The following is a 26,007-nucleotide window of genomic DNA, read 5'->3' as shown; positions in this document are numbered from 1 at the left end:
AATTTCCGGCGGGCGGCCGCTCGCCGGTAACTGACACCGGTACCTCATACGGCCGGTGCAGACATCGAGGAGATTGACCAATGCCGAAGCCCACCAAGGGCGCCCGTCTGGGCGGCAGCGCCGCGCACGAGCGGCTCCTGCTGGCGAACCTCGCCACCGCGCTGTTCGAGCACGGCCGGATCACCACCACCGAGGCAAAGGCCCGCCGCCTGCGCCCGGTCGCGGAGAAGCTGGTCACCAAGGCGAAGAAGGGCGACCTTCACAACCGCCGTCTGGTGCTCCAGACCATCCGTGACAAGAGCGTCGTGCACACCCTCTTCACCGAGATCGGGCCGCGCTACGAGAACCGGCCGGGTGGCTACACCCGCATCACCAAGATCGGTAACCGCCGTGGCGACAACGCCCCGATGGCGGTCATCGAGCTGGTCGAGGCGCTGACCGTGCAGCAGGAGGCCGTCGGCGAGGCCGAGGCCGCCACCAAGCGGACCGCCAAGGACGCTGCCGGTGACCAGGCCGTCGCGGACCTCAAGAAGGAGACCCCGGCCGCCGAGGCCACCGAGGCTCCGGCCGAGGCCGAGGCCGAGGAGTCGAAGGACGCCTGAGAGGCGTCTGATCGGCTTTCGTCGTACGGACGGGCCCGCCCCCAGATCCTGGGAGCGGGCCCGTTCCGCATGGAGAGGAACGGTTGGGTGAGTGACGAGGCGGCGCCCGGATTGGTGCGGGTCCGGCTGGATCTGAGTTACGACGGCAAGGACTTCTCGGGCTGGGCCAAGCAGCGCGAGCGGCGCACCGTGCAGGGCGAGCTGGAGAGCGCGCTGCGGACGGTGACGCGCTCCGCGGAGACCTTCGAGCTGACCGTCGCGGGCCGCACCGACGCGGGGGTCCACGCCCGCGGCCAGGTGGCGCACGTGGATCTGCCCGGGGAGCTGTGGGCCGCGCACCGGGACAAGCTGCTGCGGCGGCTGGCCGGCCGGCTGCCCCATGACGTACGGGTGTGGCGGGTGGCCGAGGCCCCGGCCGGATTCAACGCCCGCTTCTCCGCGATCTGGCGGCGCTACGCCTACCGGGTCACCGACCACCCCGGCGGGGTCGACCCGCTGCTGCGCGGCCATGTGCTGTGGCACGACTGGCCGCTGGACGTGGACGCCATGAACGCGGCCTCGATACGGCTCCTGGGCGAGCACGACTTCGCCGCGTACTGCAAGAAGCGCGACGGTGCCACCACCATCCGTACCCTGCAGCGGCTGGACTGGGTGCGCGGGGCGGACGGCGTGATCACGGCCACGGTGCGGGCGGACGCCTTCTGCCACAACATGGTGCGCTCGCTGGTGGGGGCGCTGCTCTTCGTCGGCGACGGTCACCGCCCCCCGGACTGGCCCGCCAAGGTGCTCTCCGCCGGGCTGCGCGACTCCGCCGTCCATGTCGTACGTCCCCATGGCCTGACGCTGGAGGAGGTCGGCTACCCGGCCGACGACCAACTCGCGGCCCGTAACCGCGAGTCCCGCAACAAGCGCTCCCTGCCGGGCGCGACGGCGATCGGTTCCGGCTGCTGCTGAAGCGGTGGGTGTCGGCGGACGATCACGGGGTACTCGCTACGCGCATCGTGTGCGAACGGCGGGACGGGAACAGGTCACGGCGGGGCGGCGATCGGCATGATGCGGCTTCCGGGGCCCCCGGAAGATCGATAAAATTTGCCAACCGACAACGGTCGCCGACCGCGAAGGGAACCGCGTGAGTACCAGCGAGGCCGCTGTACGAGAGCGTCTGACCAGGGCGCTTCAAGAACGCGGCGAGGAGATCGCCGATCGCTGGGTCGAGCTGCAGATGGAGCAGGCCCTGCTCGACACCGACATCGGGGAGGCCGAACTCCGCGAGGAGGCCGACGCCTTGATCGAGGCGCTGGTCCCGGGGCTGCAGAGCGGGACGCCGGTGGACCGCGTGGTGACCTCCAGCCCGGGGCTGCACGAGGCCGTGGTCGGCCTGTCGCTGCGCCGGGCGCGGGCCGGGGCCACCCCGACGGCGACCTCGCTCGCGGTGCTGGCGCTCAAGGAGGCGCTGCTGAAGGCGGTGCAGCGGGACACCCGGGACGCCGAGGAGCTCTTCGCCTCGGCCGTCTTCATGAACCGGCTGCTCGATGTGGCCGGGGCGCTGTCCTTCGAGACGTATGTCGAGGGCCGGGAGGAGATCATCCGCCGGCAGAGCCAGCAGCTGATGGAGCAGTCGACACCGGTGGTGCGGCTGTGGCGGCAGGTGCTGGCCGTGCCGCTGATCGGCACGCTGGACACCGCCAGGACCCAGGTGGTGATGGAAAATCTGCTCCAGGCCATCCAGGACCATGAGGCGCTGGTCGCGATCGTCGACATCACGGGTGTGCCGACGGTGGACACCGCCGTCGCCCAGCATCTGATGCAGACCGTCAACGCGGTGCGGCTGATGGGCGCGGACTGTGTGATCAGCGGGGTGCGCCCCTCGATCGCCCAGACCATCGCCCAGCTCGGTATCGATCTGTCCACCATCCTCACGCGGGGGACGCTGGCCGACGCGCTGGCCGCCGCGATCAAGCTGATCGACGGGCCCGGTCCCGACGGTGACGAAGGAGACGGCCGGTGACCGGTCAGCCCCAGCCCGGCGTTCCGATTCTGCGACTGGGAGACGTCCTGGTCACCGGCCTGCTCAATGAGCTCGACGACCGGACCGCCATCGCCTTCACCGAGGAGCTCACCGAGCGGATCTCGGCAGAGGGCGCCCGTGGAGTGCTCATCGACATCTCCCGGCTGGAGGTCATCGACTCCTTCGTGGCCCGGACGCTGATGGAACTGACCACGGTGGCCCGGCTGCTGGGGGCCCGGGTGATCGTGGCCGGGATGCGACCGCCGGTGGCGATCACCCTGGTGGAGCTGGGGATCGAGCTCGTCGGCGTGGAGACCGCACTCAATCCGGAGCAGGGCTTGGCCGCGCTGGGGTGGCGACAGGCACCGCAGCCCCTGGAAGGGGCCCGACGTGGCACCGCCCGGTGAATTCACCCTCGCCTCCCGCGGACCCAAGAGGCCCTCGCGGCCGGATGGCCGGCGCCCGCCCGCGCCGGCCTCGTACCCGGTGCGCACGGAGGAGGACCTGCTGACGGTCCGCCACGCCGTGCGCGCGGCCACCGTCGAGGTGGGCTTCGGCCTGGTGGACCAGACCCGTGTGGTCACGGCCGCCAGCGAGCTCGCCCGTAACGCCTATGTCCACGGGGGCGGCGGCACGGTGACCCTGGAGTATCCGCGCGACCCCCGCGGACGGCGGGGACTGCGGCTGATCGTCACGGACGAGGGGCCGGGGATCGCCGACCTCGACGCGGCGCTCACCGACGGCTTCACCACCGGCTCGGGCCTGGGCCACGGGCTGGGCGGCGCCCGGCGGCTGATGGACGAGTTCTCGGTGCGCACCGGCCCGGGTGAGGGCACGGCGGTGGTCGTCACCCGCTGGACGGTCCGGTGACCGACACCTTCACGGCGCCCACCGTCCAGGTGCGCGTAGACCACCACAGCGCCGTGCATCTGGCCGCCGAGGCGGCGCGTGGAGTGGCCCGGGAGCGCGAGCTGCCGGGGGCGCTGCCCGACCAGGCGGCGGTGATCGCCTCGGAGCTGGCGACCAACCTGGACAAGTACGCCAGCGACGGCACGCTCTATGTCCAGCCGCTGCCGCTGGGCCACGGGGTGGAGATCCTCGCCGCCGACCGCGGCCCGGGGATGTACGACCCCGAGCGCTGCCTCGCGGACGGCTACACCACCTCCGGAACGCTGGGGGTCGGGCTCGGCGCCGTCAAGCGGATGGCGACCCACTTCAGCATGCGCAGCGCCGACGGCACCCACGCGGGCACCTGGGCCTGCGCCCGACTCACCGCGCCGGGCGAGCCGCGGGCGGAGTGGCAGGGGGTGGGCGCGGTCTGTCTGCCCGCCGAGGGGGAGGAGAGCTGCGGCGACGCCCGCGCGATCGTCGACACGGACTCCGCCCGCACCGCGGTCGTCCTGGACGGTCTCGGCCACGGCCGGCCCGCCGCCGAGGCGGCCCAGGCGGCGCTGCGGACCTTCCACGCCGACCCCGACCGGCCGCTGCCGGAGGTGCTCACCCGGATGAACCGGGCGCTGCGGCACACCCGAGGGGCCGCCGTGGGCGTGCTGCGGCTGTACCCCGAGCGCGCCGACTACTGCGGCGTCGGCAACATCCGCGCCCTCGCGCTGACCCACGACAGGGTTCGGCACCGGCTGACCGGGCAGCCCGGTATCGTCGGCTGGGGAATGCCCACCCCCCGCGTCCACGACTTCCCGCTGCCCCAGGGCGGTACGGCGGTGCTGCACAGCGACGGTATAGACGCCCGCTGGTCGCTCGACCCGCCCCCGTCCGTGCTTCGCCTCCCGCCGCCCCTGCTGTCCGCCGCACTCGCCCATGGCCATCGCCGCGTCCGCGACGACGCCACGGTGCTCGCGGCCAGGTCCCCCTTAAGGCTTCCATGACGACGAGGAACCTCACCTGCGCCACGACGGCGGCGCTCAGCCGGGCCGTTCGGGCGCTGGCCCGGGAGCATGCCCTGGACCCCGCGGTCCGGGCGCGCCTCGTGCTGTCCGCCGCCGAGGCCGCCGGGGCGGCGCTGCGGGCCGGACGGGAGACCGGCCTCGAGTGGGCGTACGACCCGGCCGAGGGGTTGCTCACGGTGGTGCTGCGAACCCCGGGCGATACGGGTCCGGTGACGGCGGATCTCCCGATGGCCCCCGACGAGGCGGCCGAGGGCGAGGTGGTCTGGCGCCTCCCGGCGGCACCCCCGTCCGACGCCGCGCAGGAGGCGCCCGACGAGGACGCCCTCGCCGCGGAGGAGCTGCGCGTGGTGGTGGCCGCCGCCGACGCGCTCACCTCCGAGCACCGCCGTCTCAAGGACGAACTCGCGGAGACCAACAGCGGGGTGCTCGCCCTCTACGTCCAGCTCGACGAGCGGGACAAGCAGTTGCGCACCGCGCACGGCCAGACCCTGCGGGAGCTGGAGGACGCGCTGCGCCCGGCGCCCATCAAGGCCGACGGTCTGGAACTCGCCGTGCACTACGAACCGGCCGGCACCGACGCGCCGACCGGCGGGGACCTGTACGACTGGTTCGTGCTGCCCGACGGCACCGTCCACATCACCATCGTGGACGCCCTGGGCCACGGGGTGACCAGTACGCGCAGCGCGCTCAACGTCACCCACGCGGTGCGCACCCTGGCCCTGGAGGGCCATCGGCTCGAGTCGATCGTGGCCCGCACCGACGAGATCCTGCGCCCCTTCGACCGGTCGGTGATGGCCACCGTGCAGCTCGCCCGGATCGATCCGGCCACCGGTGAGCTGTGGCTGGCCAATGGGAGCCATCCGCCGGCGCTGCTGCTGCGCCGTGACGGGGCGGCCCGGTATCTGGAGGCCCGGGGGCGCGGCATCGGCTTTCCGCTGCCCGGCAGCGAGACCCCGCTGACCGAGCGGCTGGCCCCCGGGGACCTCCTCCTGCTCTACACCGACGGTCTCACCGAGAGCCGCCGGGACCCGATCGAGGGCGAGGAGCGCCTGATCGAGGCCGCGCACAAGCATCTGCAGAGCCCGACGGAGGAGGTCCCCGGCGCCATCGCGGAGGATATGCACACGGTGATCCTGCATCCGGATGACACCCTCGCGCTGGCGGTGCGGCTCACCGGTCAGTGATCGGCGGCCGGGCCCAGGGTCCTTCCCACGGAGATCCGTCAGAAGGACCCCAGGCGCTGCCCCGGGACACGGCCCCGCCGGAGGTCCCGCTGACGGGGGACCGGAGGCGGGAGCGGGCGCTCGTCGTGCGGCTGGGCACGGACCAGTTGCTCGAACAGGGGACGCGCCGCGACCAGCGCCTCCCGCATCCGCTCCGTGGCCGTCTCGTTCTCGTGCACCCGTGCCGCCATGGCGTGCAGCCGGCGGTAGCCCTCGATCTCCTCGGGGTGACGGACGGACAGCGCGTCCATCCGCTTCTCCTCGGACTCGGCCGGATAGCCGCGGTCCACGGCCAACGCGCCCAGCAGCCGGTCGGCTTCGCGCAGCGCCCATCCGGGGGAGTCCACGAACCGCTCCTGTAGGCCCGCCCACCGCGCCGCGTACTGCTCCCTCGCTTCCGAGGGCAGGCTTCGGACCGGCAGTTCGCCCTTGCGGCCCTGCCGCACCGAGGGGGCGATCACAAGGCCGGCCATGGCGGCCAGTGCCGCCAGCAGGATGATGAGCGTGACTGTTGACATCGCTGTGCCTTCCGCAGAGATTTTCCTCGCTCGAGGCTGTTATCACCGAGTGTTACCGGTGATCTGGGCGGCAAACACGGCACCTTTGGACCGAGTCCCTCAATTCCCTGTGGTGACGGAGATGATGGCGAGGTCACCGGTGCGGGTGAGGTGGGGGCGGACACCGTGAGTGATCGGGAAGAGGTCCGTTTTGTCGCGGTCCACGATGTCGCCGACGACGCGTCCGATCCGGATCGGGGTCCCGCCCCGGGCGGACTTATGGAGCGTCAGGGTCCACCCGGCGGCGCCCTCTTCGCCGTCGCGGGCCTCCCGGATCCGCTCGTACGGAACGGTGAAGCGGAACCGTCCGCCGTCGAGCGCGGTGACCCCGGTGAGGAACGGGCGGGCCGGGCCCTTGGACGGGGTGGCCACCGCGGTCGGGGCGGCGTCGGGCCCGAAGCGCGCCCCGTGCAGGGTGCCTTCGACGGCGAGCCCCTCGGCGTCCAGGCGGATCACCCGGGCCTCGGCGTGGGCCGGGCGCCGCCAGGCGCGCAGCGCGAGATAGCCGTCGACGGTGGAGTAGGGGATCCACCAGGTGAACGGGGAGCCGGGCAGCGGCTCCAGGTCCAGCAGCCCGCGCCCCTCGGCGAAGCGGCAGCCGACCCGGCGGCGCACCCCGTCGGAGGGGCGGATCACATGCAGATCCCAGCGGCCCTCGTCGAGGTCGAGCGTCGCGCGGTCGAGCGTGGCCGTCCAGGGTGCGGACGGCGCGCCGCCGACCGGGGGCAGCAGCGGTACGCGGAAGGGGGGCTCGTCGCTCTTGCGGCGGGTGACGGTCAGTTCGAACTCGCCGCCGTGCAGACCGGCGGGCTCCAGCAGCACCGACAGATCGCCCTCGGCGGTGACCCGGCAGGACGCGACGGGCCGCAGGGGCTTGCGGATCAGTTGCTTGACCGCGTCCTTGAGGGTGCCGGTCAGCGGCGCTCCGGCCGTACGGCCCCGCAACGGCACGGCCGTACGGCGCCGGTGGGCCGGGGCCGCGGTGGAGCGGGCGGTGTGCAGCTCCTCGATGAGCCGCTCGTAGCCGGCCGCCACGCGTTCGGGCGCGTATCGCTGCGCCGCGATCCGGGCCGCCGCGCCCATCGAGCGGCGCAGTTCGTCGTCCTCGATCAGGGTCAGCAGCCCCTTGGCGATCCCGTCGGCGTCGCCGACCGGCACCAGCAGCCCGTCCCGGCCATCGGTGATGATCTCACCAGGACCGTGCGGGCAGTCGGTGGCGACCACGGGCACCCCGCAGTGCATCGCCTCGACGATCGTCATGCCGAACGACTCCTCGCGGGAGGTGACGGCGGCGATCGCGCCCTTGGCCCACTCGGTCTCGATGGGGGAGTGGGCGCCCATCAGGGTGATGTGGCCGGCCAGTCCGAGCTCGTCGATCTGGCGGCGCAGCGCGGGGAGTTGGGGGCCGCGGCCGTAGATGCGCAACCGCCAGTCGGGGTGTTTGGCGGCCACCGTCTCCCAGGCGGCCACCAGCAGGTCGTAGCGCTTGACGGGGATCAGCCGGCCCGCGGCCACGACGAGTTTGGCGCGGCCGTCGGAGGGCTCGATCCCGGTGGCGGGCACCCCGTTGGGCAGGGCGGTCAGCCGGGTGCCGACACCGGGGAGGTGGGCCCGGTGGGTGGCCGCGTCGGCCTCGGAGACGGAGGTGTACGCGTCGAGGTGGGGGATGGCGGCGTCGCAGGCGGCGCGGATCTCGGCGCGGTGGGTGCCGTAGAGGCGGTGCTCCTGGCCGATCCGCAGAAAGCGGCCGGTGCGGCCGAGCGCGGCGAGATAGATGACCAGGCCGGGGCGGGTGGCGATGACGACATCGGCGTCGGTGCGGTCGAGGTACTCGGCGACGCGTTCGTCGGTGAGCGCGTTGAAGTTGGTGGTGCCCTTGGCCTCGGCGGCGGGGATGTGGGCGCTGGGCCGGGTCAGCAGCGGATGGCCGAGGTCGGCGGCGCGGCGCCCGGTGTGGGGTGGGTTCTCCTGGGGGCGCAGATCGATCAGGGGGCTGAGCCGCACGGCGGGGTGGAGGGGGAGGTTCGGGGTGTCGATGGTGCGGATCAGGGAGACGATCTCCACGGTGTGGTGGGCGGCGAGCGCCCCGGCCACATTGAAGGTCGACCGGATGGTTCCGCCGATGCCATAGGCGTTGTGGAGCAGGAAAGAAATCTTCATGGTGATGTACGCGCGGCAGGCTGAACTGCCGCGACGTGCCCTCCCCTCCGAGGCCGTGCTTCGTTTCTGGTTCCGAGCCAGGCTGCATTGCGCCGATATGGGGCCGGTGTGATGCCGGTATGGAACCAGTAAGGATTGATCGGTCCGTAAGACTGGCTGGGGCCGCGAAGGTTGCTTATGCGCGTGGTGATATGGGATCCACCACATTGGCGAAAGGGATTACAACCTTTCCCGGGGTCTGGGAGTCTGCGGGGTGTCCGTGCGGTGGCCGTACGGGCCCGATACCGACCAGGGGTGGACAGAGGAATGAACGACTCCGGTGCGAAGCGGACCGTGGGCGTGGCCATCGCGGTGGTGGCGGCGCTGGGGCTGATGACCGGATGCGGCAGCGACTCCGGCGACGGCAAGGCGGACGGCGCGAAGCAGGCGGGCAGCGCCGGGCGGAACGGCGGCGCCTCGCAGGGGGACGAGGCCGCGAGTTCCGACCCGGCCGCGAAGCCGCTGTCCGCGTCCGCCCTGGAGCGGGCCGCCCTGACCAATGGCGAGGTCAAGGGGCTCGAGGTGCAGAAGATGACGGACAAGGAGGTCAGCGAGGGCGGCTCGGCCAAGACCGGCAAGGCCGCGTGCCAGCCGCTGGCCGCGCTGATCGGGACCCGGTACGACCCGGCGCCCAAGGCCAGCGTCCACCGCGCCTACGCCACCGACCTCACCAAGGCGCAGATCGGCTCCACCGGCCTGATCCGGATCTCCTCCTACGCACCGGGTGACGCCGAGCGCACGGTGAAGGACCTGCGCGACGCCGTAAGCGCCTGTCGGGGTGGCTTCCCGGCCGAGGACGGCACGGGCGTGAAGGCGGACGTCACGAAGGTGACACCGCTGGACGCGCCGGAGGCCGGGGACGAGGCGGTGGCCTTCAGCCTGCACGACGCGGGCAAGGAGAACGCCGTCATCAAGTTCACGGTCGTGCGGACCGGGCCGCAGGTGACGGTGTTCTTCGGGGTGAACATCGCGGACCCGGCGAAGTCCGAGATCCCGACCGCGCTGGTGGACGCGCAGGTGGCGAAGGTGGCGAAGGCCACGAAGGGCGCCGCGTCGTAGCGCCGCCCGGCGGCCGGTCTTCCGTCGGCGGTCCGGTCTCAGTTGGCGGCGGAGGCGGCCGAGGCGGCCTCCGCCGACGCCTGGGCGCTGCCCCGGGCCAGGATCTGGCGGAAGGTGTAGTCGGCCACGTCGCGGCCCGCCTGGAGGGCGGCGGTGTCCGACGAGGTGACCGCCTTGCCCGACGTATAGCCGGAGATCGTGAAGTAGGCGTACCGCCCGATCGCGTTCGCCGAGCTCTGGCAGGCCGTCCGGCGGCAGAAGGCCGGGACGCCCCCGCCGGAGAGCGAGGCGACGTTCGGCTGGTACCCGTCCTTGGCCTTCTCGGCCGCCGCCTTGCCGTCGAACACGGCGACACCGACCGTCACCGCGACGCCGTCCCGGGTGAAGGTGGCCCGCAGCAGCTTGCGGCAGCCGTTGTTCGCCAGCACCGGGCCGAGCGCCCCCTGGGTCGCGGCCGAGCAGCTGGTGGTGGAGGCGGACGCCGCCTTGGTGTACGAGCGGTCGTCCTTCGCGGCGCTCTTGTCGGGGAAGAGGCTGCCCGCGCTCAGCGGCGCCCTGTCCCGCCGGGCGCTGGAGATGATGTCCAGCGGCTTCGGCGGCGCGGGCGGGGCCACATCGGAGAAGGTCGGCTCGGGCGTCGCCGACTCGCTGGGCAGGTCCTGCGGGGTCGGCAGCCCACCGGCCGAATCGCCGCCGCCGCTGTCCTTGTGGCCGCTGCTGACCACGGCGGTGGCGACGATCGCGGCGACGGCGGCGGTCGCCAGCGCCCCGCCCCCGATGAAGAGCAACTTGCGGCGGCGGTTGCGCGCGGCGGACTGATCGGCGAGCGCCGCCCAGTCCGGCGTCGACGGCTGAGGCGCCTGAGAACCCCCGGGCCCGTAAGGCCCCCCTTGCCCAAAGCTCATGGCGCGCATCTTAGACCGGCCGGGTGACAAGGTGGCCCCACCGGCGGCCCCTCTTCCACCCCACCCCCGGCCCGGCCCGGTCCGCGCCCACCCCCCGACGAAGCCCTCCCGGCGGCAGCCGGGGCCCGTGGGAGGCGTCCGGACCGGGCCGGGGCCCGTGGGAGGCGTCCGGGCCCGGCCGGGCCCCCGGCCCCGAACGGCGGGCCGCGGGCAGGTTCGCGGAGTGGCGCGGGGGCGTTTTGACCGGCGTGAGGGCGTTTTGGTCAACGTGGGCTTCCCGCCCCCCGGCCCTCGCGTACGAGGGCGGGAAGCCCTGATGCCGCCGTCGGCGCGGGGGAGGCCCTCGGTGCCCCGTGGGCAGGCATCTTCGGTCGGTGGCCGGGACCCGTGGGGGGCGTCCGGGCCCGGCCGGGGCCCGTCGGGGCGTCCGTCGGGGCGTCCGGACCGGGCCGGGGTCCCGGGCCTCAATGCGGCGCGTGGCCGGGTTCGCGGTGGCGCGGGGGCGTTTTGACCCGGGTGGGGGCGGGCCGGTATTCTGCCAGTTCGTTATGCGTATTGGCTTGCTCGTTCTCACGTGAGAGGCCGTTACGCCGGTCCACCGGGCCGATGACCAGCGGCAAGCACTCGGCATGCGTCACCGAGGTGCGGCCACGGCTGTCGTGATCGTCCGGGTGGCCTTGTCCGGACCTGTCCTCCCGGCCCTCGCGGGCCCGGGGAGACTCCACTCACTGAAGAAGCGAAGGCTACGACCGTGCGTACGTACAGCCCCAAGCCCGGCGACGTTCAGCGTCAGTGGCATGTCATCGACGCCACCGACGTGGTTCTGGGCCGCCTGGCCACCCAGGCCGCCACCCTCCTGCGGGGCAAGCACAAGCCGGTGTACGCGCCGCATGTCGACGCTGGTGACTTCGTCATCATCATCAACGCCGACAAGGTGCACCTCTCCGGCAACAAGCGGACCCAGAAGATGGCGTACCGCCACTCCGGCTACCCGGGTGGTCTGCGCTCCATCCGCTATGACGAGCTGCTGGAGAAGAACCCGGAGAAGGCCGTCGAGAAGGCCATCAAGGGCATGCTCCCCAAGAACACCCTGGGCCGTCAGATGCTCTCGAAGCTGAAGGTGTACTCGGGCGACCAGCACCCGCACGCCGCTCAGCAGCCGGTTCCGTTCGAGATCACCCAGGTCGCGCAGTAGTCCCGGCCACCCCTTACGACGAAGAGAATCTGAGGAGCATCGTGGCCGAGACCACCGCCGAGACCCCCCTCGATGTCGAGGAGTACACCACCGAGAGCGTCGAGACGGTCGAGTCGGAGTACACCTCCGAGTCGCTCGCTTCCCGCTTCGGTGACCCGCAGCCTGCCGCCGGCACCGGGCGCCGCAAGAACGCCGTGGCGCGTGTCCGCATCGTGCCGGGCAGCGGGCAGTGGAAGATCAACGGTCGTACTCTCGAGGAGTACTTCCCCAACAAGGTGCACCAGCAGGAAGTCAACGAGCCCTTCAAGGTGCTCGAGCTGGACGACCGCTACGACGTCATCGCCCGCATCTCGGGCGGCGGCGTCTCCGGCCAGGCCGGGGCGCTGCGCCTGGGCATCGCCCGTGCGCTGAACGAGGCGGACGTGGACAACAACCGCGGCCCCCTCAAGAAGGCCGGCTTCCTGACCCGTGACGACCGCGCCACCGAGCGTAAGAAGGCCGGTCTGAAGAAGGCCCGTAAGGCGCCGCAGTACAGCAAGCGCTGACGCCCATCGCGGCACCGCTGCTTCACCCGAACGCCCCGGCGGCACCACCTGTGCCTCCGGGGCGTTCGGCTATCGCCACCGGGGGGCGTATACCTACAAGCAAGCTTCTGCCCCCCAGCTCGTAACTTCGGAGGACACCAGTGGGACGACTCTTCGGTACGGATGGTGTGCGCGGCGTCGCGAACGCCGATCTGACGGCTGAGATGGCGCTCGGCCTGTCGGTAGCGGCGGCGCATGTGCTCGCCGAGGCGGGAACCTTCGAGGGCCATCGGCCGGTGGCGGTGGTCGGGCGGGATCCGCGAGCGTCCGGGGAGTTCCTGGAGGCGGCCATGGTGGCGGGGCTGGCCAGCGCCGGGGTGGACGTACTGCGGGTCGGCGTGCTGCCCACGCCCGCCGTCGCGCATCTGACCGGGGCGCTGGACGCGGACCTCGGGGTGATGCTCTCCGCGAGCCACAACCCGATGCCCGACAACGGCATCAAGTTCTTCGCCCGCGGCGGCCACAAGCTGGCCGACGAGCTGGAGGACCGTATCGAGACCACCTACCGCGCCCATGCCTCCGGCGAGCCGTGGGACCGGCCGACCGGCGGCGGGGTGGGCCGGGTCCGGGACTACGACGAGGGCTTCGACGCCTATGTGGCCCATCTGGTCGGCGTCCTCCCCAACCGGCTCGACGGCCTCAAGGTCGTCATCGACGGGGCGCACGGCGCCGCCGCCCGGGTCTCCCCGGAGGCGTTCGCGCGGGCCGGGGCCGAGGTCGTGACGATCGGCACCGACCCTGACGGGCTCAACATCAACGACGGCTACGGCTCCACCCACCTCGCCCGGCTCCAGGCGGCCGTCGTGGAGCACCGCGCGGACCTCGGCATCGCCCACGACGGGGACGCCGACCGCTGTCTCGCGGTGGACGCCGTGGGCCGCGAGGTCGACGGCGACCAGATCCTCGCCGTCCTGGCCCTGGCCATGCGCGAGGCGGGCGAGCTGCGCGGGGACACGGTGGTCGGCACCGTGATGTCCAACCTCGGCTTCAAGCTGGCCATGAAGCGGGAGGGCGTCGAGCTGGTCCAGACGGCGGTCGGGGACCGCTACGTCCTGGAGGAGATGAAGTCCCGCGGCTACGCCCTGGGCGGCGAGCAGTCCGGGCACGTCATCGTCCTCGACCACGCCACGACGGGTGACGGCACCCTCACCGGCCTGCTGCTGGCGGCCCGCGTCGCCGCGACCGGCCGCACCCTGGCCGACCTCGCGGGCGTCATGGAGCGGCTGCCGCAGGTGCTGGTCAACGTCCCCGACGTGGACAAGTCCCGGGTCTCCTCCAGCGGGGATGTGGCCGCGGCCGTCGCCGAGGCCGAGCGCGAGCTGGGCGAGACCGGCCGGGTGCTGCTCCGCCCCTCGGGCACGGAGCCGCTGGTGCGGGTCATGGTCGAGGCCGCCGACATCGAGCAGGCCCGTTCGGTGGCCGGGCGCCTGGCGGACGCGGTCAAGTCGGCCTTGGGCTGAGCGCTCCGCGGGAAGCGGCGCGAGGTGCGGTCGTTCATCCGCGGCCGCGTCGTGGCTGGTCGCCCACGTGGCGGAGCCGCACAACGACACAGCTGTGGCGGAGCCGCACAACGACACAGCCCCGCGGCCCTTCGGGGCGCGACCGAACCGCACCGGACTTCTCGCGCCGGAGGAGCTGGAGAATCCAGCCCCTCCGGGGGCACCTCCCAGCGGTAGCCGGGGGAGCTTGAGGAGCGGGGTCCGGGGCGGAGCCCCGCCACGCGGCGGAGCCGCATATCGACGCTGCGGGAAGGGGCGGGGTGGGGGCTACCCCCGCCGCCCCCACAACACCTTCTGCGTCATCAGCGTCAGCGTCCCCGCCACCACGATCCCCACCAGATTCAGCAGCAGCTGCTCCGTCGAGCCCCACATCTGGTCGATCTCGCCGTACCCGAGCGCCACCGCCGCGTTGGCCGCCGCCGGCACCGTGGTCACCGAGATCGCCACGCCCACCAGCGCGCCGGACTTCGCCGAGGTCAGCGAGAGCGTCCCGGCGATCCCCGCGAGCACGGCGACCACGAACGAGAACATGTCCGGCTTCCAGATGAAGTCCGTGTTCGGCCGGGCGCGCTCCAGCATGTCCTTGCCGAAGAGACCCACCGCGTCCATCGCGACGCTGAAGCCGGTGGTCAGCGCCATCGCCGCCGCGAACCCGACCAGCAGCGCGATCGCCGAGCGGGCGGCCAGCCGCGGCGCACGCCGCACCAGCGCGGTGCACAGCCCCGCCAGCGGCCCGAACTCGGGGCCGACCGCCATCGCGCCGACGATCAGGATCGCATTGTCCAGCACCACACCGCAGGCCGCGATCATCGTCGCGAGGACGAGGAAGGCGAGATAGGTGACCGAGAGCGTGGACTCCTCGTGGGTGGCGTCCGCCAGGTGCTCCCACAGGACCGCGTCCGCGCCCTCGCCCGGCGCCTCCTCCTCCGCCTTGTCGGCGCGCTTGGACAGCGACAGATCGATGTTCTCCACCGCGATCGAACCGGCCTCGTCGAGGCCCAGCTCACGCAGCTCGCCCAGCAGGGCGTCCCCGGCCTCGCGTGCCACGTCGCACATGACGACGTCCCCCGCGGGGTCGCGGGCGGCGCCCGGCAGCACCACCAGATGGGTGGTGCCGACCGTCTTCTCGATCGTGCGCACCACGTCCTCGGTGCGCTCGGCGGGGACGATCAACCTCAAGTGCAGCATGGCCCGACGCTCCTCACAGCTTGCGCAGGGACAGCCGCTGCACCTTGTGATCCGGCCCCTTGCGCAGCACCAACGTGGCCCGCCCCCGCGTAGGCTGCACATTCTGCTGCAGATTCGGCTTGTTGATGGTCCGCCAGATCATCCGCCCGTAGTCCAGCGCCTCCTCCTCCGAGACCTGGGTGTACTTGCGGAAGTACGAGGACGGGTCCTGGAAGGCCGTCTCCCGCAGCTTCTTGAAGCGGCCCAGGTACCAGCGCTCGATGTCCTCGGTCCGGGCGTCCACGTACACGCTGAAGTCGAAGAAGTCCGCGAGCCCCACCCGGGTCAGCCCGTCCTTGCCCGGCAGCGCGGGCTGCAGCACATTGAGCCCCTCGACGATCAGGATGTCGGGGCGGTGCACGGTCAGCCGCTCGTCCGGCACGATGTCGTAGATCAGATGGGAGTAGACCGGCGCCGACACCTCCGCCCGGCCCGCCTTCACATCGGCGACGAAGCGGGTCAGCGCCCTGCGGTCGTAGCTCTCGGGGAACCCCTTGCGGGACATCAGCCCGCGGCGCCGCAGCTCGTCGTTGGGGTACAGAAAGCCGTCCGTGGTGACCAGCTCCACCCGCGGATGCTCGGGCCAGCGGGCCAGCAGCGCCTGGAGCAGCCGCGCGGTGGTCGACTTGCCGACCGCGACGCTCCCCGCCACGCCGATCACGAACGGCGTACCGGGCTGGGCCCCGTTGCCCCGCTTGGTGTCGCCCAGGAAGGTGTTGAGCGCGCCGCGCAGATTGCCGGTGGCGGCCACATAGAGGTTGAGCAGCCGGGACAGCGGCAGATAGACATCCCGCACCTCGTCGAGGTCGATGACATCGCCGAGTCCCCGCAGCTTCTCGACCTCGTCGGCGGTCAGTGGCAGCGGCGTCTTGTCCCGCAGCGCACTCCACTCGGCGCGGGACAGGTCCACATACGGAGTCGCCTCGCCGCCCCGCCGCTGCGGGCCGCGCACGGTGCGCGCCTCGCGCGCGGTTGACGTGATCACCCTCTCATTGTCGTGGCAGGGACCCGCCGAGTGAGCGGTGTTGAGGCGTGGGGTCGGTCACCCCGGGCCCGGGGCCGGGGGATGTCACCCCGGGCCGGGGGATGTCACCCGGGGAGCACGCCCGAGACGGAGTCGGTCGGGGTGGTCCTGGACGCCTCCGGGACCCTCACCTTCACGGGCTTGCCGAAGTCGGTCAGGTTCATGGTGGTGGTGACGTTCGCCGTCTGCAGCATGGCCGTCAGTTCGACCCGGGCCGGTCGCCCCTCCTCGTCCACCCAGACCAGCACGGACGCCGGCAGCCCACCGCCCAACGCCTTCCGGACCGTGTCGAGCTGCTTACGGCGCTCGTCCACCAGGCCGAGGGTGAGCGCCCGGTAGTCGAGCGTGCCGCCGTAGAGGTGCACCGGACGGCCGTCGATCGTGGTCGTGCCCCGGTCCGACACGTCGCGGATGGCCGATACCTGGCGCAGCACGTGTTCGGGGTCGTTCAGCGGGGCTCGCAGCAGGGAGTGGGCCCTGGCCTGGTCGCGGTCGATGACCGCCCAGTGGCCCTTGGGAACGGTCTGGGTGAGATAGACCTTGCCCCCGCTGAAGACCTCGTCCATGTGATCGACCGCGCCGCCCGGGAAGTCGACCGACAGTTCGCCCTTGCCGGCGGCCAGGTCGAACGGGCCCGCCAGGGAAAGGGTGAATTCCTCACCCCGGCCGCGGGTCACGATGGTCTCGTCGATCCGGGCGCTGGTGGCGCGGGCCTTCTTCACGGCGGCGCGGACGATGTCGACGGGTCTGCCATCCGTGCCATCCGTGCCTTTTGTTGCGGACGCTTTCGCTCCGGCCCTCCCGCCCGGCTTCTCGGTGACGCGAGCCTCCTCGTTCGAACCCGATGAACAGCCGGTGCCGAGCGCGAGAAGCAGCACGGCGGCGGACGACATGGCGATACGACGCACGATCCCCCCCCCGGGAATGTGAAAGTGAAAGGGCGGCCCCCCGGCCGCTCGTGCGCATTATGCATGGCATGAGAGGGGCCTGCGCGTGGCCGGTGGTCGGCCTGTCGCCCCGGGGGTCGTACGCTGCGTCCATGTGCGGAATCGTTGGTTATGTGGGAGGGCAGTCGGCCCTCGATGTCGTCCTCGCCGGGCTCAAGCGGCTGGAGTACCGCGGCTATGACTCGGCGGGCGTCGCCGTGCTGGCCGACGGGGGGCTGGCGGCGGCCAAGAAGGCGGGCAAGCTGGGCAACCTGGAGAAGGAGCTGGCCGACCGGCCGCTGCCCACCGGGGGCACCGGCATCGGCCACACCCGTTGGGCCACCCACGGTGGCCCGACCGACGCCAACGCCCATCCGCACCTGGACAACGCGGGCCGGGTCTCCGTCGTCCACAACGGCATCATCGAGAACTTCGCCGCGCTCCGCGCCGAGCTGGCCGAGCGCGGCCATGAGCTGGCCTCCGAGACCGACACCGAGGTCGTGGCGCATCTGCTCGCCGAGTCGTTCTCGTCCTGCGGCGACCTCGCCGAGGCGATGCGGCAGGTGTGCCGCCGGCTGGAGGGCGCCTTCACGCTGGTCGCGGTGCACGCGGACGCGCCCGATGTGGTGGTCGGGGCACGCCGCAACTCGCCGCTGGTCGTCGGCGTCGGCGAGGAGGAGGCGTTCCTCGCCTCCGATGTGGCCGCCTTCATCGCCCACACCCGCGAGGCCATCGAGCTGGGCCAGGACCAGGTCGTGGAGGCCCGCCGGGACGGTGTGACCGTCACCGACTTCCACGGGGCGCCGGCCGAGGTCCGGCCGTACCACGTGGACTGGGACGCCTCCGCCGCCGAGAAGGGCGGCTACGACTACTTCATGCTCAAGGAGATCGCCGAGCAGCCGAAGGCCGTCGCGGACACCCTGCTCGGCCGGATCGACCTGGCCGGGAACCTCTGCCTGGACGAGGTGCGCATCCCGGCCTCGGTGCTGCGCGAGGTCAGCAAGGTCGTGATCGTGGCGTGCGGCACCGCGTACCACGCGGGCATGATCGCCAAGTACGCCATCGAGCACTGGACCCGGATCCCCTGCGAGACGGAGCTGGCCAGCGAGTTCCGCTACCGCGACCCGATCCTGGACCAGCGGACGCTGGTGATCGCCATCTCGCAGTCCGGCGAGACCATGGACACCCTGATGGCGCTGCGGCACGCCCGTGAGCAGGGCGCGAAGGTGCTGGCCATCTGCAATACGAACGGCTCCACGATTCCGCGCGAGTCGGACGCGGTGCTCTACACCCACGCCGGTCCCGAGGTGGCCGTCGCCTCCACCAAGGCGTTCCTCACCCAGCTGGTGGCCTGCTACCTGGTGGCTCTCTACCTGGGCCAGGTGCGCGGCACCAAGTGGGGCGACGAGATCCTCTCCGTGATCCGCGAGCTGTCGGAGATCGCGACGCAGGTGGAAGAGGTCCTGGAGACCATGGAGCCGGTCCGGGAGCTGGCCCGCACCCTGGCCGAGAAGAACACCGTGCTGTTCCTCGGGCGCCACGTCGGCTTCCCCGTAGCCCTGGAGGGCGCGCTCAAGCTCAAGGAACTCGCGTACATGCACGCGGAGGGGTTCGCGGCGGGCGAGCTCAAGCACGGGCCGATCGCGCTGATCGAGCAGGATGTGCCGGTGGTCGTGGTCGTCCCGTCGCCGCGTGGGCGGTCGGTGCTCCACGACAAGATCGTCTCCAATATCCAGGAGATCCGGGCCCGGGGCGCCCGCACCATCGTGATCGCCGAGCGCGGCGACGAGACGGTCGCCCCGTACGCCGACCACCTCATCGAGATCCCCGCCACGCCCACGCTGCTGCAGCCCCTGGTCGCGACCGTGCCGCTGCAGGTCTTCGCGTGCGAGCTGGCGACGGCGCGGGGCAACGAGGTCGACCAGCCGAGGAACCTGGCGAAGTCGGTGACGGTCGAGTGAGCCGTCGAGTGGTCCCTCGGATGACGCCGTGATCATCGGCGTCGGTATCGACGTCGCCGAGATCGACCGCTTCGACGACGCGCTGCGGCGCACCCCCGGCATGGCGGACCGCCTGTTCGTCGAGCGCGAGCTGTGGCTGCCGAGCGGGGAGCGCCGCGGCATGGCCTCCTTGGCCGCCCGCTTCGCGGCCAAGGAGGCGTTGGCCAAGTCCCTGGGCGCCCCCGGCGGCCTGCGCTGGACCGACGCCGAGGTGCTCACCGAGCCGAGCGGCCGCCCCCGCCTCTCGGTCCGCGGCACGGTCGCCGTGTGCGCGGAACGGCTGGGGGTGCGGGGCCTGCACGTCTCCCTGAGCCATGACGCGGGGGTCGCGTCGGCGGTGGTGATCGCGGAGGGGTGAGGCTTCCGCGGGTTCCGCTGGGTGCGGGTGCGCTGGTCTGATGGGTGCGGGGTGCGGGTGCGGGGTCTTCGGTGCGGGTGCGTGGTGGTTGCTGTGGTGCGCCCGTTGTTCGTGGTGGGTGCCGGGGGCGGGGCCTCCGGGGCGGCGCCCTGGACCGCACATTTACGGCGCCGTTGGCCGGGGGCTTGCGTGGGCCGGGGATTGGCGCCACAAATATGCGTGAGCGTCCAGGACCCCACCCCTCCGACCCCACCCCCTCCCGCCGTCTGGCGGCTATCCGCCGGTGACAGCGACCACCCGCGCGGTGCTTCTCGTGACGAGGACCTTGAACAGGGTGCCCATACCGTCGTATCGTTCCGATGCGGATCGGAACGTATTGAGGGTGATCACTATGCGAGCAGCGGTTGTGCAGCCGTCCGGGGTGCTTGGCCTGATCGATGTGCCACAGCCGGCACCCGGGCCCGGCCAGGTACTCGTCGAGGCAGACGTGATCGGCGCGGGCTATGTCGACGTCATGCTCAGCCGAGGCGAGTACCGGGGCATTCCCGGTCCGGGCTCCGTGCCAGGGGTGGAGGTCGTCGGCCGAGTGCAGGAGGCCGGACCGGGTGCGCCCGGCGAGCTGGTCGGCCGGCGGGTACTGGCCCTGCCCGGCCTCGGCGGTTACGCCGAGAGAGTCGTCGTCGACGCGGACCGGGTCCTGCCGGTGCCGCAGGAGGCCGACGCCGCCGAAGCGGTCGCGCTGGGTGTGAACGCACTCGTCGCCGAGATCGCGCTGCACCGAGCGGGGATGGCGGCAGGCGAACGCGTTCTCGTCCGCGGTGCGGGCGGCGGAATCGGTTCGCTGGCAACACAGATCGCATCCGCTCGTGGGGCCGAGGTCACTGCGGTCACTTCCTCAGCGGCCCGTGGCGAGCGTCTGCTGGAGTTGGGCGCCGCGCGGATCGTGAACCGGACCGCCTCCGCCGTCCCCGACCAGACCTACGACGTGATCGTGGACACGGTCGCGGGCCCGGACATGGGCCGGTACCTGAAGCTGCTGCGCGACAACGGACGCTATGTGATGTGTGGCGGCGCCGGTGGCGCTCCGGACGAAGACCTTCTCGCCACGCTGCTGAGCGAATTCCACAAGTCGCCGACGCTGCTGGCGTTCAGCCTGAACTCGGTGACACCACAGGAGTTGCGCCGCTCCTGGCGGGAGATCACGGCGCTGTGGGCCGAGGGCCCGCTCTCACCCGTGCTCCACCAGCGTCTTGCGCTCACCGACGCCGAGCACGCCCTGGAGCTGCTGGAACGCGGAACACCGTTCGGCAAGGTGGTGCTGCTTCCTCGGTAAGGTGGGCGGATCACGGCGGCAGCAGGGAGGTGCGATGGCACGCCGACGCGACGAGCGCATCGACCACGCCGTGCTGGCCGCGGTGTCCGAACTGCTGCGGGAGGTCGGCTACTCGGCGCTGACCATGGAGGCCGTCGCCGCCCGCGCGGGCACCACCAAACCGGCCATCCGCCGCCGCTGGAAGAGCCAGCAGCACCTGGTCGTCGCGGCCATGGCGCACGAACGAGTCGGCGTCGTGGAGATCGACACCGGCTGCCTGCACTGCGACATCGTCGGGCATCTGGAGGCGCTGCGCGTCGGCATGGCCGATCCCGCCCTCAGCCGCGTGATCCCCGCACTGCTGGCCGACCTCGCCAACGATCGCCAGCTGCACGAGGAATTCCTCGCCATCTTCTGGGAACCCCGCAGGGATGCCTGCGTGGTCTCTCTGCGCAGAGCGCAGGAACGGGGCGAGATAGCCCAGCTCGACATTGACCTCCTGCTGGACCTGTTCGCTGCGCCCATCGTCTTCCGGGCGTTGTTTCGCCATGCCGAGCTGGGACCGGACTTCGCCGAACTCGTCACCCGTGCCGTGCTCGCCGGGGTGGGTGACACCAGGCGGTCCTCCTGCACGCACCCAGTTGGGTAGCGGGCGTTTTGGGCCCACCGAGGGGTGACCTCTCCGGCCCTGCGGCGCGGGTTCCGCTGGGTGCGGGTGCGCTGGCCTGATGGGTGCGGGGTGCGGATGCGCTGGTCTGATGGGTGCGGGTGCGGGGTCTTCGGTGCGGGTGCGTGGGTGGTTGCTGTGGTGCGCCCGCTGTTCGTGGTGGGTGCCGGGGGCGAGGCCTCCGGGGCGGCGCCCTGGACCGCACATTTACGGCGCCGATGAACGATGACCGTTGGGCGGGCCGGAGATTGGCGCCACAAATATGCGTGAGCGTCCAGGACACCACCCCTCCGACCCCACCCCCTCCCGCCTCGTTCGCGGCCATCCGCCGGTGGCCCCGGTCACGATTCGCCGCCGTCCTCGTCGTGGACAGGTAGTCGTCTGCTCTGCCTTGCGGTCGCCCGGCAAAGGACAGCTCGCGCGGGCCGTCCCGTTCCTACGCTCGGCGGTGACTACACCCGTAACACCGCCTGGTACCGGGCCCGACTCGCGCAGACGCTGTTCGACACGAATGAGGTGGAGGAGGCATGCCACGAGATGATGGGCATACTCGACGCTGTGGCGGGGTGGCCTCGGAGAAGCTGCGTCGCCGCCTGCATGCCTTCGAGTGGATCACTGTCCCCGCTGTGCAGGACGCCGTGGAGCGTATCCGCGAGACAACGAGAGGGGGCGACTGATGACGAGACCAGCGACGATCTCGATTGAGCGCATGGACGGTGCGGCTGCGGCGCGGGCCGAGGACGCATTCACTCTGGTCTATGCCGAGGCGTTCGCCGAACCGCCGTACGACAAGACTTCGGACTCGGTCGACGCGAACTTCCGGCGGTTCCGTTCACAGGTCCGTAAGAAGACCTTCTCGGCCGCACTCGCCCGCACGGGCGACGGTGAGCCGGTCGGCATTGCCTATGGCTATCCGCTGAGCCCGAGCACCGGCTGGTGGGACCGGCTCACCACACCGGTCAGCGATGAGCTGCGTCGTGAGGACGGACGACGGACGTTCGGGCTCATGGAGCTGGCCGTACGGGCCCCGTGGCGCCGTCTGGGGGTGGCACGCCGGATGCACGAAGCGGTGCTCACCGACACCACGGCGGAGCGCGTGCTGCTCAACGCAAGGCCGGACGTCGAGGCGGCGCAGGCCGCGTACCGGTCGTGGGGGTACCGCAAGGTGGGGGAGGCCCACCCCTGGGATGGCGCCGCCCTGCATGACGTGATGGTGCTCGAACTGGACGTGGCAGGCCGCTCCGGGCGCTGACGTCGCAGGACCGGCGACGCCTCACCCGGCCGGTTCATTCGTGCCTACGATCAGCCGGTGACCGACCCGCAACCGCAATCCGCTCCCGTCGCGTTCTGGGTGCCCCGCCGACTCCGCATGGTCCGGACCGACCCGCCGCGGGTTTCGCCCGAGCATCAGCGGGCCGCGGACCGTATCTGGGGCGAGATGGCCCGCGCCAACCCGACCGGTCTTTTTGACGGGCCTGTCGTCGCCTGCACCTCACTGGACTGGGACGAGCCTCACCACATCGTCCTGTCCTGGGCGCCGGTGACGTACCGGCACTACGCTCTGCGCCGTGTGCCGGGGGCGTCCGCCCTGCCGTCCCTGTTCGTCGCCGTCTTGCAGCCCACGGACGACGGACGGCTGCTGGTGGGCCGCACGTCGTCGTGGACGGCGGCTCCCGGCCGCTGGCAGCTGCCGGGCGGATCGGCCGAGCCGCCCGCCGACCACGAACCGCTGGATGAGGCGGCCCTGCGCCGCCACGCCGCTCGGGAACTGGTCGAGGAGACCGGCATCGACGCCGCGCCGCACGATCTTCAACTGTGGGCCGTCACACGCGGCGGGCGCGGGACCATCGGCGTCTTCTTCCGCGCCCCGGCCCGGCCCGCGTCGGTGCTGGCCGAACGGTTCATGGCCACGGTGGCCGCGGAGACCGCGCTCGGCCGTGAACCCGAGTTCGCCGAGACGGCTCTCCTCCACTCACCCGCCGACCTGGACACCATCCCCGGCCCCCACGCCGACTACCTCGAACTTGTCATCCGGCGGTACGCGGAGGCAGCATCCGCCTGGCCCGACGACTCGCCGGGCCAGGCATAGGAAGTACCGCGTCCGCTCGTCGGGCCGGTCGGTTGTCGGCGGCGGTCCTGCACGACCTGATGGTGCTCGACCTGTGGGGAGCAGGCGGGTAGCCGCAGGACGGCGGGAGGGGGTGGGGTCGGAGGGGTGGTGTCCTGGACGCTCACGCATATTTGTGGCGCCAATCCCCGGCCCACCCAACGGTCATCGTTCATCGGCGCCGTAAATGTGCGGTCCAGGGCGCCGCCCCGGAGGCCCCGCCCCCGGCACCCACCACGAACAGCGGGCGCACCACAGCAACCACCTCGCACCCACACCCAGCGGACCCCGCGGAAGCCTCAGCCAAGTACGTCCCGCCACGTGTCCGTCAGTGCCGTTGACAGTCGTACGCGGCGATGGGCGCGCCGTGCGGGGCCTGCACGTCTCGCTGAACCATGACGCGGGGGTCGCGTCGGCGGTCCTGATCGCGAAAGGGTGAGGCCCGGGGCCTGTGACCCGCCCCTCCGCATCATTGGCGGCCACCCGGCCGTGACCCAACGCAGTTCACAGCCCTGTCCGGCCAGGACCTGAGCAAGTCTTCACAGGCTGGCTGTACGACAAGAACAAGCCGAAGCGAGAAGACGCGTCAGCTGACGTCCTTCTCGATCGCCTCGAAGATGTCCGCGTCCGTCTCCTGCTGCCAGCCGGGAAGATCCGGCCAGTCGGCGACGTACCCGGGCTTCGGGTCCTCGAAGTGCCGGTACATCTGCGCGGTCCAGCACGTAGCGACGAAGCGCCCCTTCTGCTCCCGCGTAAGCCGCCCGGCGTGCCCCTCGCTCACCTCCAGGAACTGCCTCACCTGCTCGTACACCGCCCCGGCAGCCGCCCGCTCCCACTCCGGGGTCTCCTCCCAGGGGGTCACATAACCCGGCTTGGGCTCCCCGGGAAAGTGCCGCCGCACCCCCGCGATCCACGCCTCCCGGAACAGCCGGGCACCCTCGGTCCGTGACATCCCTGCCCCTTTCGTCAGTTCACACTCAATGCCTTGATCTCGGCATCCAACTCGGCAACCCGCACATCGCGAGCGAGGGACCCGAAGTCCGTACGCAGGGCCTGGAGTCTACGAGCGACGTAACCGGAGGATGATTCTCGCGCCAGATGAATCGCCTTGCGGGCGTAGACGACAACCTGCTCCGGGTCCTTGCGCTTGACGCCGATGGCGGCCAGATTCGCGAGCACGGCACCTCGGCGCCGAAAGGACTGGCCCTCTGCCAGGGCACCTTGCTGAAGGGCGCTCTGAAGCACCTGCTCAGCGAGGTCGAGCCGACCCAACTGGACGTACCGAGCGCCGCGCTCCTCCGCGAGCCGGGAGCCATCGAAGCGGAGCCACCCGCCGTTCTGTGCCGATCCGTTCATGTCCGCGACCTTCTCGGCCTGCTCGAGTGCACTTTCGCACGCGGTCAGAACTCCCAGTCCCGCGAACGCCTCAGCCCGTACCGCAGCGACCCAGTGTCGTGTCGACAGGCAACTGTCCCCTCGGCGAGCAATGCGCTCAGCGACCGACAAGATGTCCGCGGCCTCCCGGTAGCGACGCTCGTACACGTCGACGTACGCATGCCGAATGAGAGCACAAGCCCATAGATCGAACGACCCTGCTTCCTTACCGGCCGACGCGGCAAGCGTGTACGAAGCCGCCGCGTCGGTATACCGGTTGCCGTCGAAAGCCAGCTCACCGGCAAGCTGGAAGAGGTCCGCCGCGGCGCCGCACAGAGCTTGCCCGTCCTTGCCGGAGCGTCCGTCCAGGGCTTGGGTGAGGGCAGCGAGCTGTGCGGAGACGATGGGATGCACAGCCCCTTTGGCACGGGCGAGTTGATATACCTGCCACAGGTGGTTGTTCATCCGGATGAAGTCGCCGGACGCTCGGCGGTGCACTCCTTCCGCGAGCGCCTCCGACTCCTCGGCCGGCAGACCGGCCAGTGCCCCGGCAACGGCAAGTACGCGTAGGAACTCGCGTCGAATCATGTCGTCGGTATCCCCCGAGCCGTAGTGGTCGACTGAACACGACACTACGGGCTCCTGGAACGTGGCTTGGGGTTTGGTGACCCAGGCGTCCAGTTCGGCAAGGTCGAGTTGCAGCGCTGCTGCGTACTGTGGACGCAACTGGGGCTGGATCTCAGTTTTCCCGCTCTCCCAGCGGCTGATCGTTGTGCGGTCCACACCGACGACGTGAGCGAGCCCCTCCTGGCTGTACCCCAGTGCTTTGCGCCGCTCAGCTAACCCCATGGGGCTCCCCTTCCCCGCTCCGCGGACCGCCACTCGACGTGTGCACACCCTGCACGCTTCTGCGTCACCTCTGCCGCATGGACGCCGTGGAGCGCACCTGCTCGGAGCGGTTTCCTTGACGTTGTCAGCATCAAGAACTGGCGTGAGCCACGACAAGATGCGGTCGTGATGGCGAGGCACCAGCCACCGGCCAGACGACAGAGCCGCCGGGCTGGCGGTACCCCGCCCCGGAAGAAAGATCCCGTCCATGACCACGACGAGACCCAACGCCATCGGCGCGCCGGGCTACAGCGAAACGATGCCGTGCGAACCGACGTCAGCGAGCCGCGCTCGCCGACTCGTCCGTGCAGCGCTCCACACCTGGGACCTCGGTCACCTCATCGACGACGGGACGCTGATCATCTCCGAGCTGGTCGGCAACGCCG

Annotated in this window: 25 protein-coding genes; 17 read left to right on the top strand and 8 right to left on the bottom strand. The window is 71.5% G+C overall.

Annotated features, from left to right (window positions below):
• Positions 1-80: 80 nt before the first annotated feature.
• The 7 genes from rplQ to NP777_RS27805 all read left to right on the top strand — a co-directional run bounded on the left by rplQ (position 81) and on the right by NP777_RS27805 (position 5,701).
• The gene (gene rplQ / locus NP777_RS27835; protein WP_191068611.1) at positions 81-602 is read left to right on the top strand and encodes a 50S ribosomal protein L17; all 522 of its coding nucleotides are present in this window, start codon (positions 81-83) and stop codon (positions 600-602) included.
• A gap of 87 nt (positions 603-689) precedes the next feature.
• Positions 690-1,556, top strand: a complete 867-nt coding sequence (gene truA / locus NP777_RS27830) for a tRNA pseudouridine(38-40) synthase TruA (protein WP_256652940.1) — start codon at positions 690-692, stop codon at positions 1,554-1,556.
• Positions 1,557-1,731: 175 nt separating this feature from the next.
• Positions 1,732-2,610 carry an STAS domain-containing protein gene (locus tag NP777_RS27825; RefSeq protein WP_256652939.1) on the top strand — a complete coding sequence of 293 codons (879 nt, stop codon included), beginning with the start codon at positions 1,732-1,734 and terminating at the stop codon, positions 2,608-2,610.
• Positions 2,607-3,017 (top strand): STAS domain-containing protein, encoded by a 411-nt coding sequence (locus tag NP777_RS27820; RefSeq protein WP_119990736.1) that lies wholly within the window; start codon positions 2,607-2,609, stop codon positions 3,015-3,017. Before NP777_RS27825 ends, NP777_RS27820 begins: the two co-directional genes overlap by 4 nt.
• Positions 3,001-3,480: an anti-sigma regulatory factor gene (locus NP777_RS27815; RefSeq protein ID WP_391858589.1), complete on the top strand. Its 480-nt coding sequence runs from the start codon at positions 3,001-3,003 to the stop codon at positions 3,478-3,480. The genes NP777_RS27820 and NP777_RS27815 overlap by 17 nt, the downstream gene beginning before the upstream one ends.
• Positions 3,477-4,496: a SpoIIE family protein phosphatase gene (locus tag NP777_RS27810; RefSeq protein ID WP_256652937.1), complete on the top strand. Its 1,020-nt coding sequence runs from the start codon at positions 3,477-3,479 to the stop codon at positions 4,494-4,496. The genes NP777_RS27815 and NP777_RS27810 overlap by 4 nt, the downstream gene beginning before the upstream one ends.
• A complete protein-coding gene (locus tag NP777_RS27805; protein WP_256652936.1) occupies positions 4,493-5,701 on the top strand; it encodes a PP2C family protein-serine/threonine phosphatase in 1,209 nt (402 codons plus the stop codon). Before NP777_RS27810 ends, NP777_RS27805 begins: the two co-directional genes overlap by 4 nt.
• 38 nt (positions 5,702-5,739) lie before the next feature.
• Here NP777_RS27805 and NP777_RS27800 read toward each other — a convergent pair whose 3' ends face one another.
• Positions 5,740-6,258 carry a hypothetical protein gene (locus NP777_RS27800; protein ID WP_256652935.1) on the bottom strand — a complete coding sequence of 173 codons (519 nt, stop codon included), beginning with the start codon at positions 6,256-6,258 and terminating at the stop codon, positions 5,740-5,742.
• A gap of 99 nt (positions 6,259-6,357) precedes the next feature.
• A complete protein-coding gene (locus NP777_RS27795) occupies positions 6,358-8,457 on the bottom strand; it encodes a glycosyltransferase family 4 protein (RefSeq protein ID WP_256652934.1) in 2,100 nt (699 codons plus the stop codon).
• Between the two features lie 306 nt (positions 8,458-8,763).
• On the opposite strand from NP777_RS27795, the gene NP777_RS27790 reads away from it, so the two are divergent.
• On the top strand, positions 8,764-9,555 hold the full coding sequence (locus NP777_RS27790; RefSeq protein ID WP_256652933.1) for a hypothetical protein: 792 nt from the start codon (positions 8,764-8,766) through the stop codon (positions 9,553-9,555).
• A 38-nt stretch (positions 9,556-9,593) separates the two neighbouring features.
• On the opposite strand, the gene NP777_RS27785 is transcribed toward NP777_RS27790, so the two are convergent.
• On the bottom strand, positions 9,594-10,460 hold the full coding sequence (locus NP777_RS27785) for a hypothetical protein (protein WP_256652932.1): 867 nt from the start codon (positions 10,458-10,460) through the stop codon (positions 9,594-9,596).
• Positions 10,461-11,211: 751 nt separating this feature from the next.
• On the opposite strand from NP777_RS27785, the gene rplM reads away from it, so the two are divergent.
• From rplM to glmM, 3 genes are all read left to right on the top strand, one after another.
• Positions 11,212-11,655: a 50S ribosomal protein L13 gene (gene rplM / locus NP777_RS27780; protein WP_020869230.1), complete on the top strand. Its 444-nt coding sequence runs from the start codon at positions 11,212-11,214 to the stop codon at positions 11,653-11,655.
• A gap of 41 nt (positions 11,656-11,696) precedes the next feature.
• Positions 11,697-12,200, top strand: coding sequence for a 30S ribosomal protein S9 (gene rpsI / locus NP777_RS27775; protein WP_037952927.1), 504 nt, complete (start codon positions 11,697-11,699; stop codon positions 12,198-12,200).
• 140 nt (positions 12,201-12,340) lie between these two features.
• The gene (gene glmM / locus NP777_RS27770) at positions 12,341-13,699 is read left to right on the top strand and encodes a phosphoglucosamine mutase (RefSeq protein ID WP_256652931.1); all 1,359 of its coding nucleotides are present in this window, start codon (positions 12,341-12,343) and stop codon (positions 13,697-13,699) included.
• Between the two features lie 306 nt (positions 13,700-14,005).
• Here glmM and NP777_RS27765 read toward each other — a convergent pair whose 3' ends face one another.
• The 3 genes from NP777_RS27765 to NP777_RS27755 form a co-directional block, all read right to left on the bottom strand.
• The gene (locus tag NP777_RS27765) at positions 14,006-14,926 is read right to left on the bottom strand and encodes a DUF389 domain-containing protein (protein ID WP_256652930.1); all 921 of its coding nucleotides are present in this window, start codon (positions 14,924-14,926) and stop codon (positions 14,006-14,008) included.
• A 13-nt stretch (positions 14,927-14,939) separates the two neighbouring features.
• Positions 14,940-15,950, bottom strand: coding sequence for a type I pantothenate kinase (coaA, locus tag NP777_RS27760; RefSeq protein ID WP_256652929.1), 1,011 nt, complete (start codon positions 15,948-15,950; stop codon positions 14,940-14,942).
• Positions 15,951-16,054: 104 nt separating this feature from the next.
• Positions 16,055-16,897, bottom strand: a complete 843-nt coding sequence (locus tag NP777_RS27755) for a hypothetical protein (protein ID WP_256652928.1) — start codon at positions 16,895-16,897, stop codon at positions 16,055-16,057.
• Positions 16,898-17,028: 131 nt separating this feature from the next.
• On the opposite strand from NP777_RS27755, the gene glmS reads away from it, so the two are divergent.
• The 6 genes from glmS to NP777_RS27725 all read left to right on the top strand — a co-directional run bounded on the left by glmS (position 17,029) and on the right by NP777_RS27725 (position 23,341).
• On the top strand, positions 17,029-18,876 hold the full coding sequence (glmS, locus tag NP777_RS27750; protein WP_256652927.1) for a glutamine--fructose-6-phosphate transaminase (isomerizing): 1,848 nt from the start codon (positions 17,029-17,031) through the stop codon (positions 18,874-18,876).
• Positions 18,877-18,904: 28 nt separating this feature from the next.
• On the top strand, positions 18,905-19,273 hold the full coding sequence (locus NP777_RS27745) for a holo-ACP synthase (RefSeq protein WP_256652926.1): 369 nt from the start codon (positions 18,905-18,907) through the stop codon (positions 19,271-19,273).
• 391 nt (positions 19,274-19,664) lie between these two features.
• On the top strand, positions 19,665-20,606 hold the full coding sequence (locus NP777_RS27740) for a quinone oxidoreductase family protein (RefSeq protein WP_256652925.1): 942 nt from the start codon (positions 19,665-19,667) through the stop codon (positions 20,604-20,606).
• Between the two features lie 34 nt (positions 20,607-20,640).
• Positions 20,641-21,234, top strand: coding sequence for a TetR/AcrR family transcriptional regulator (locus NP777_RS27735; RefSeq protein WP_256652924.1), 594 nt, complete (start codon positions 20,641-20,643; stop codon positions 21,232-21,234).
• Between the two features lie 694 nt (positions 21,235-21,928).
• Positions 21,929-22,504, top strand: coding sequence for a GNAT family N-acetyltransferase (locus tag NP777_RS27730; protein ID WP_256652923.1), 576 nt, complete (start codon positions 21,929-21,931; stop codon positions 22,502-22,504).
• Between the two features lie 57 nt (positions 22,505-22,561).
• Positions 22,562-23,341, top strand: coding sequence for an NUDIX hydrolase (locus NP777_RS27725; RefSeq protein ID WP_256652922.1), 780 nt, complete (start codon positions 22,562-22,564; stop codon positions 23,339-23,341).
• A 604-nt stretch (positions 23,342-23,945) separates the two neighbouring features.
• Here the strand turns inward: NP777_RS27725 and NP777_RS27720 are convergent.
• Positions 23,946-24,311: a hypothetical protein gene (locus NP777_RS27720; RefSeq protein WP_256652921.1), complete on the bottom strand. Its 366-nt coding sequence runs from the start codon at positions 24,309-24,311 to the stop codon at positions 23,946-23,948.
• A gap of 14 nt (positions 24,312-24,325) precedes the next feature.
• A complete protein-coding gene (locus tag NP777_RS27715; protein ID WP_256652920.1) occupies positions 24,326-25,582 on the bottom strand; it encodes a helix-turn-helix transcriptional regulator in 1,257 nt (418 codons plus the stop codon).
• Between the last annotated feature and the right edge of the window lie 425 nt (positions 25,583-26,007).

Source organism: Streptomyces rugosispiralis (assembly GCF_024505145.1).
Lineage (GTDB): Bacteria > Actinomycetota > Actinomycetes > Streptomycetales > Streptomycetaceae > Streptomyces > Streptomyces rugosispiralis.
This window is presented reverse-complemented; position numbering and strand designations above follow the sequence as displayed.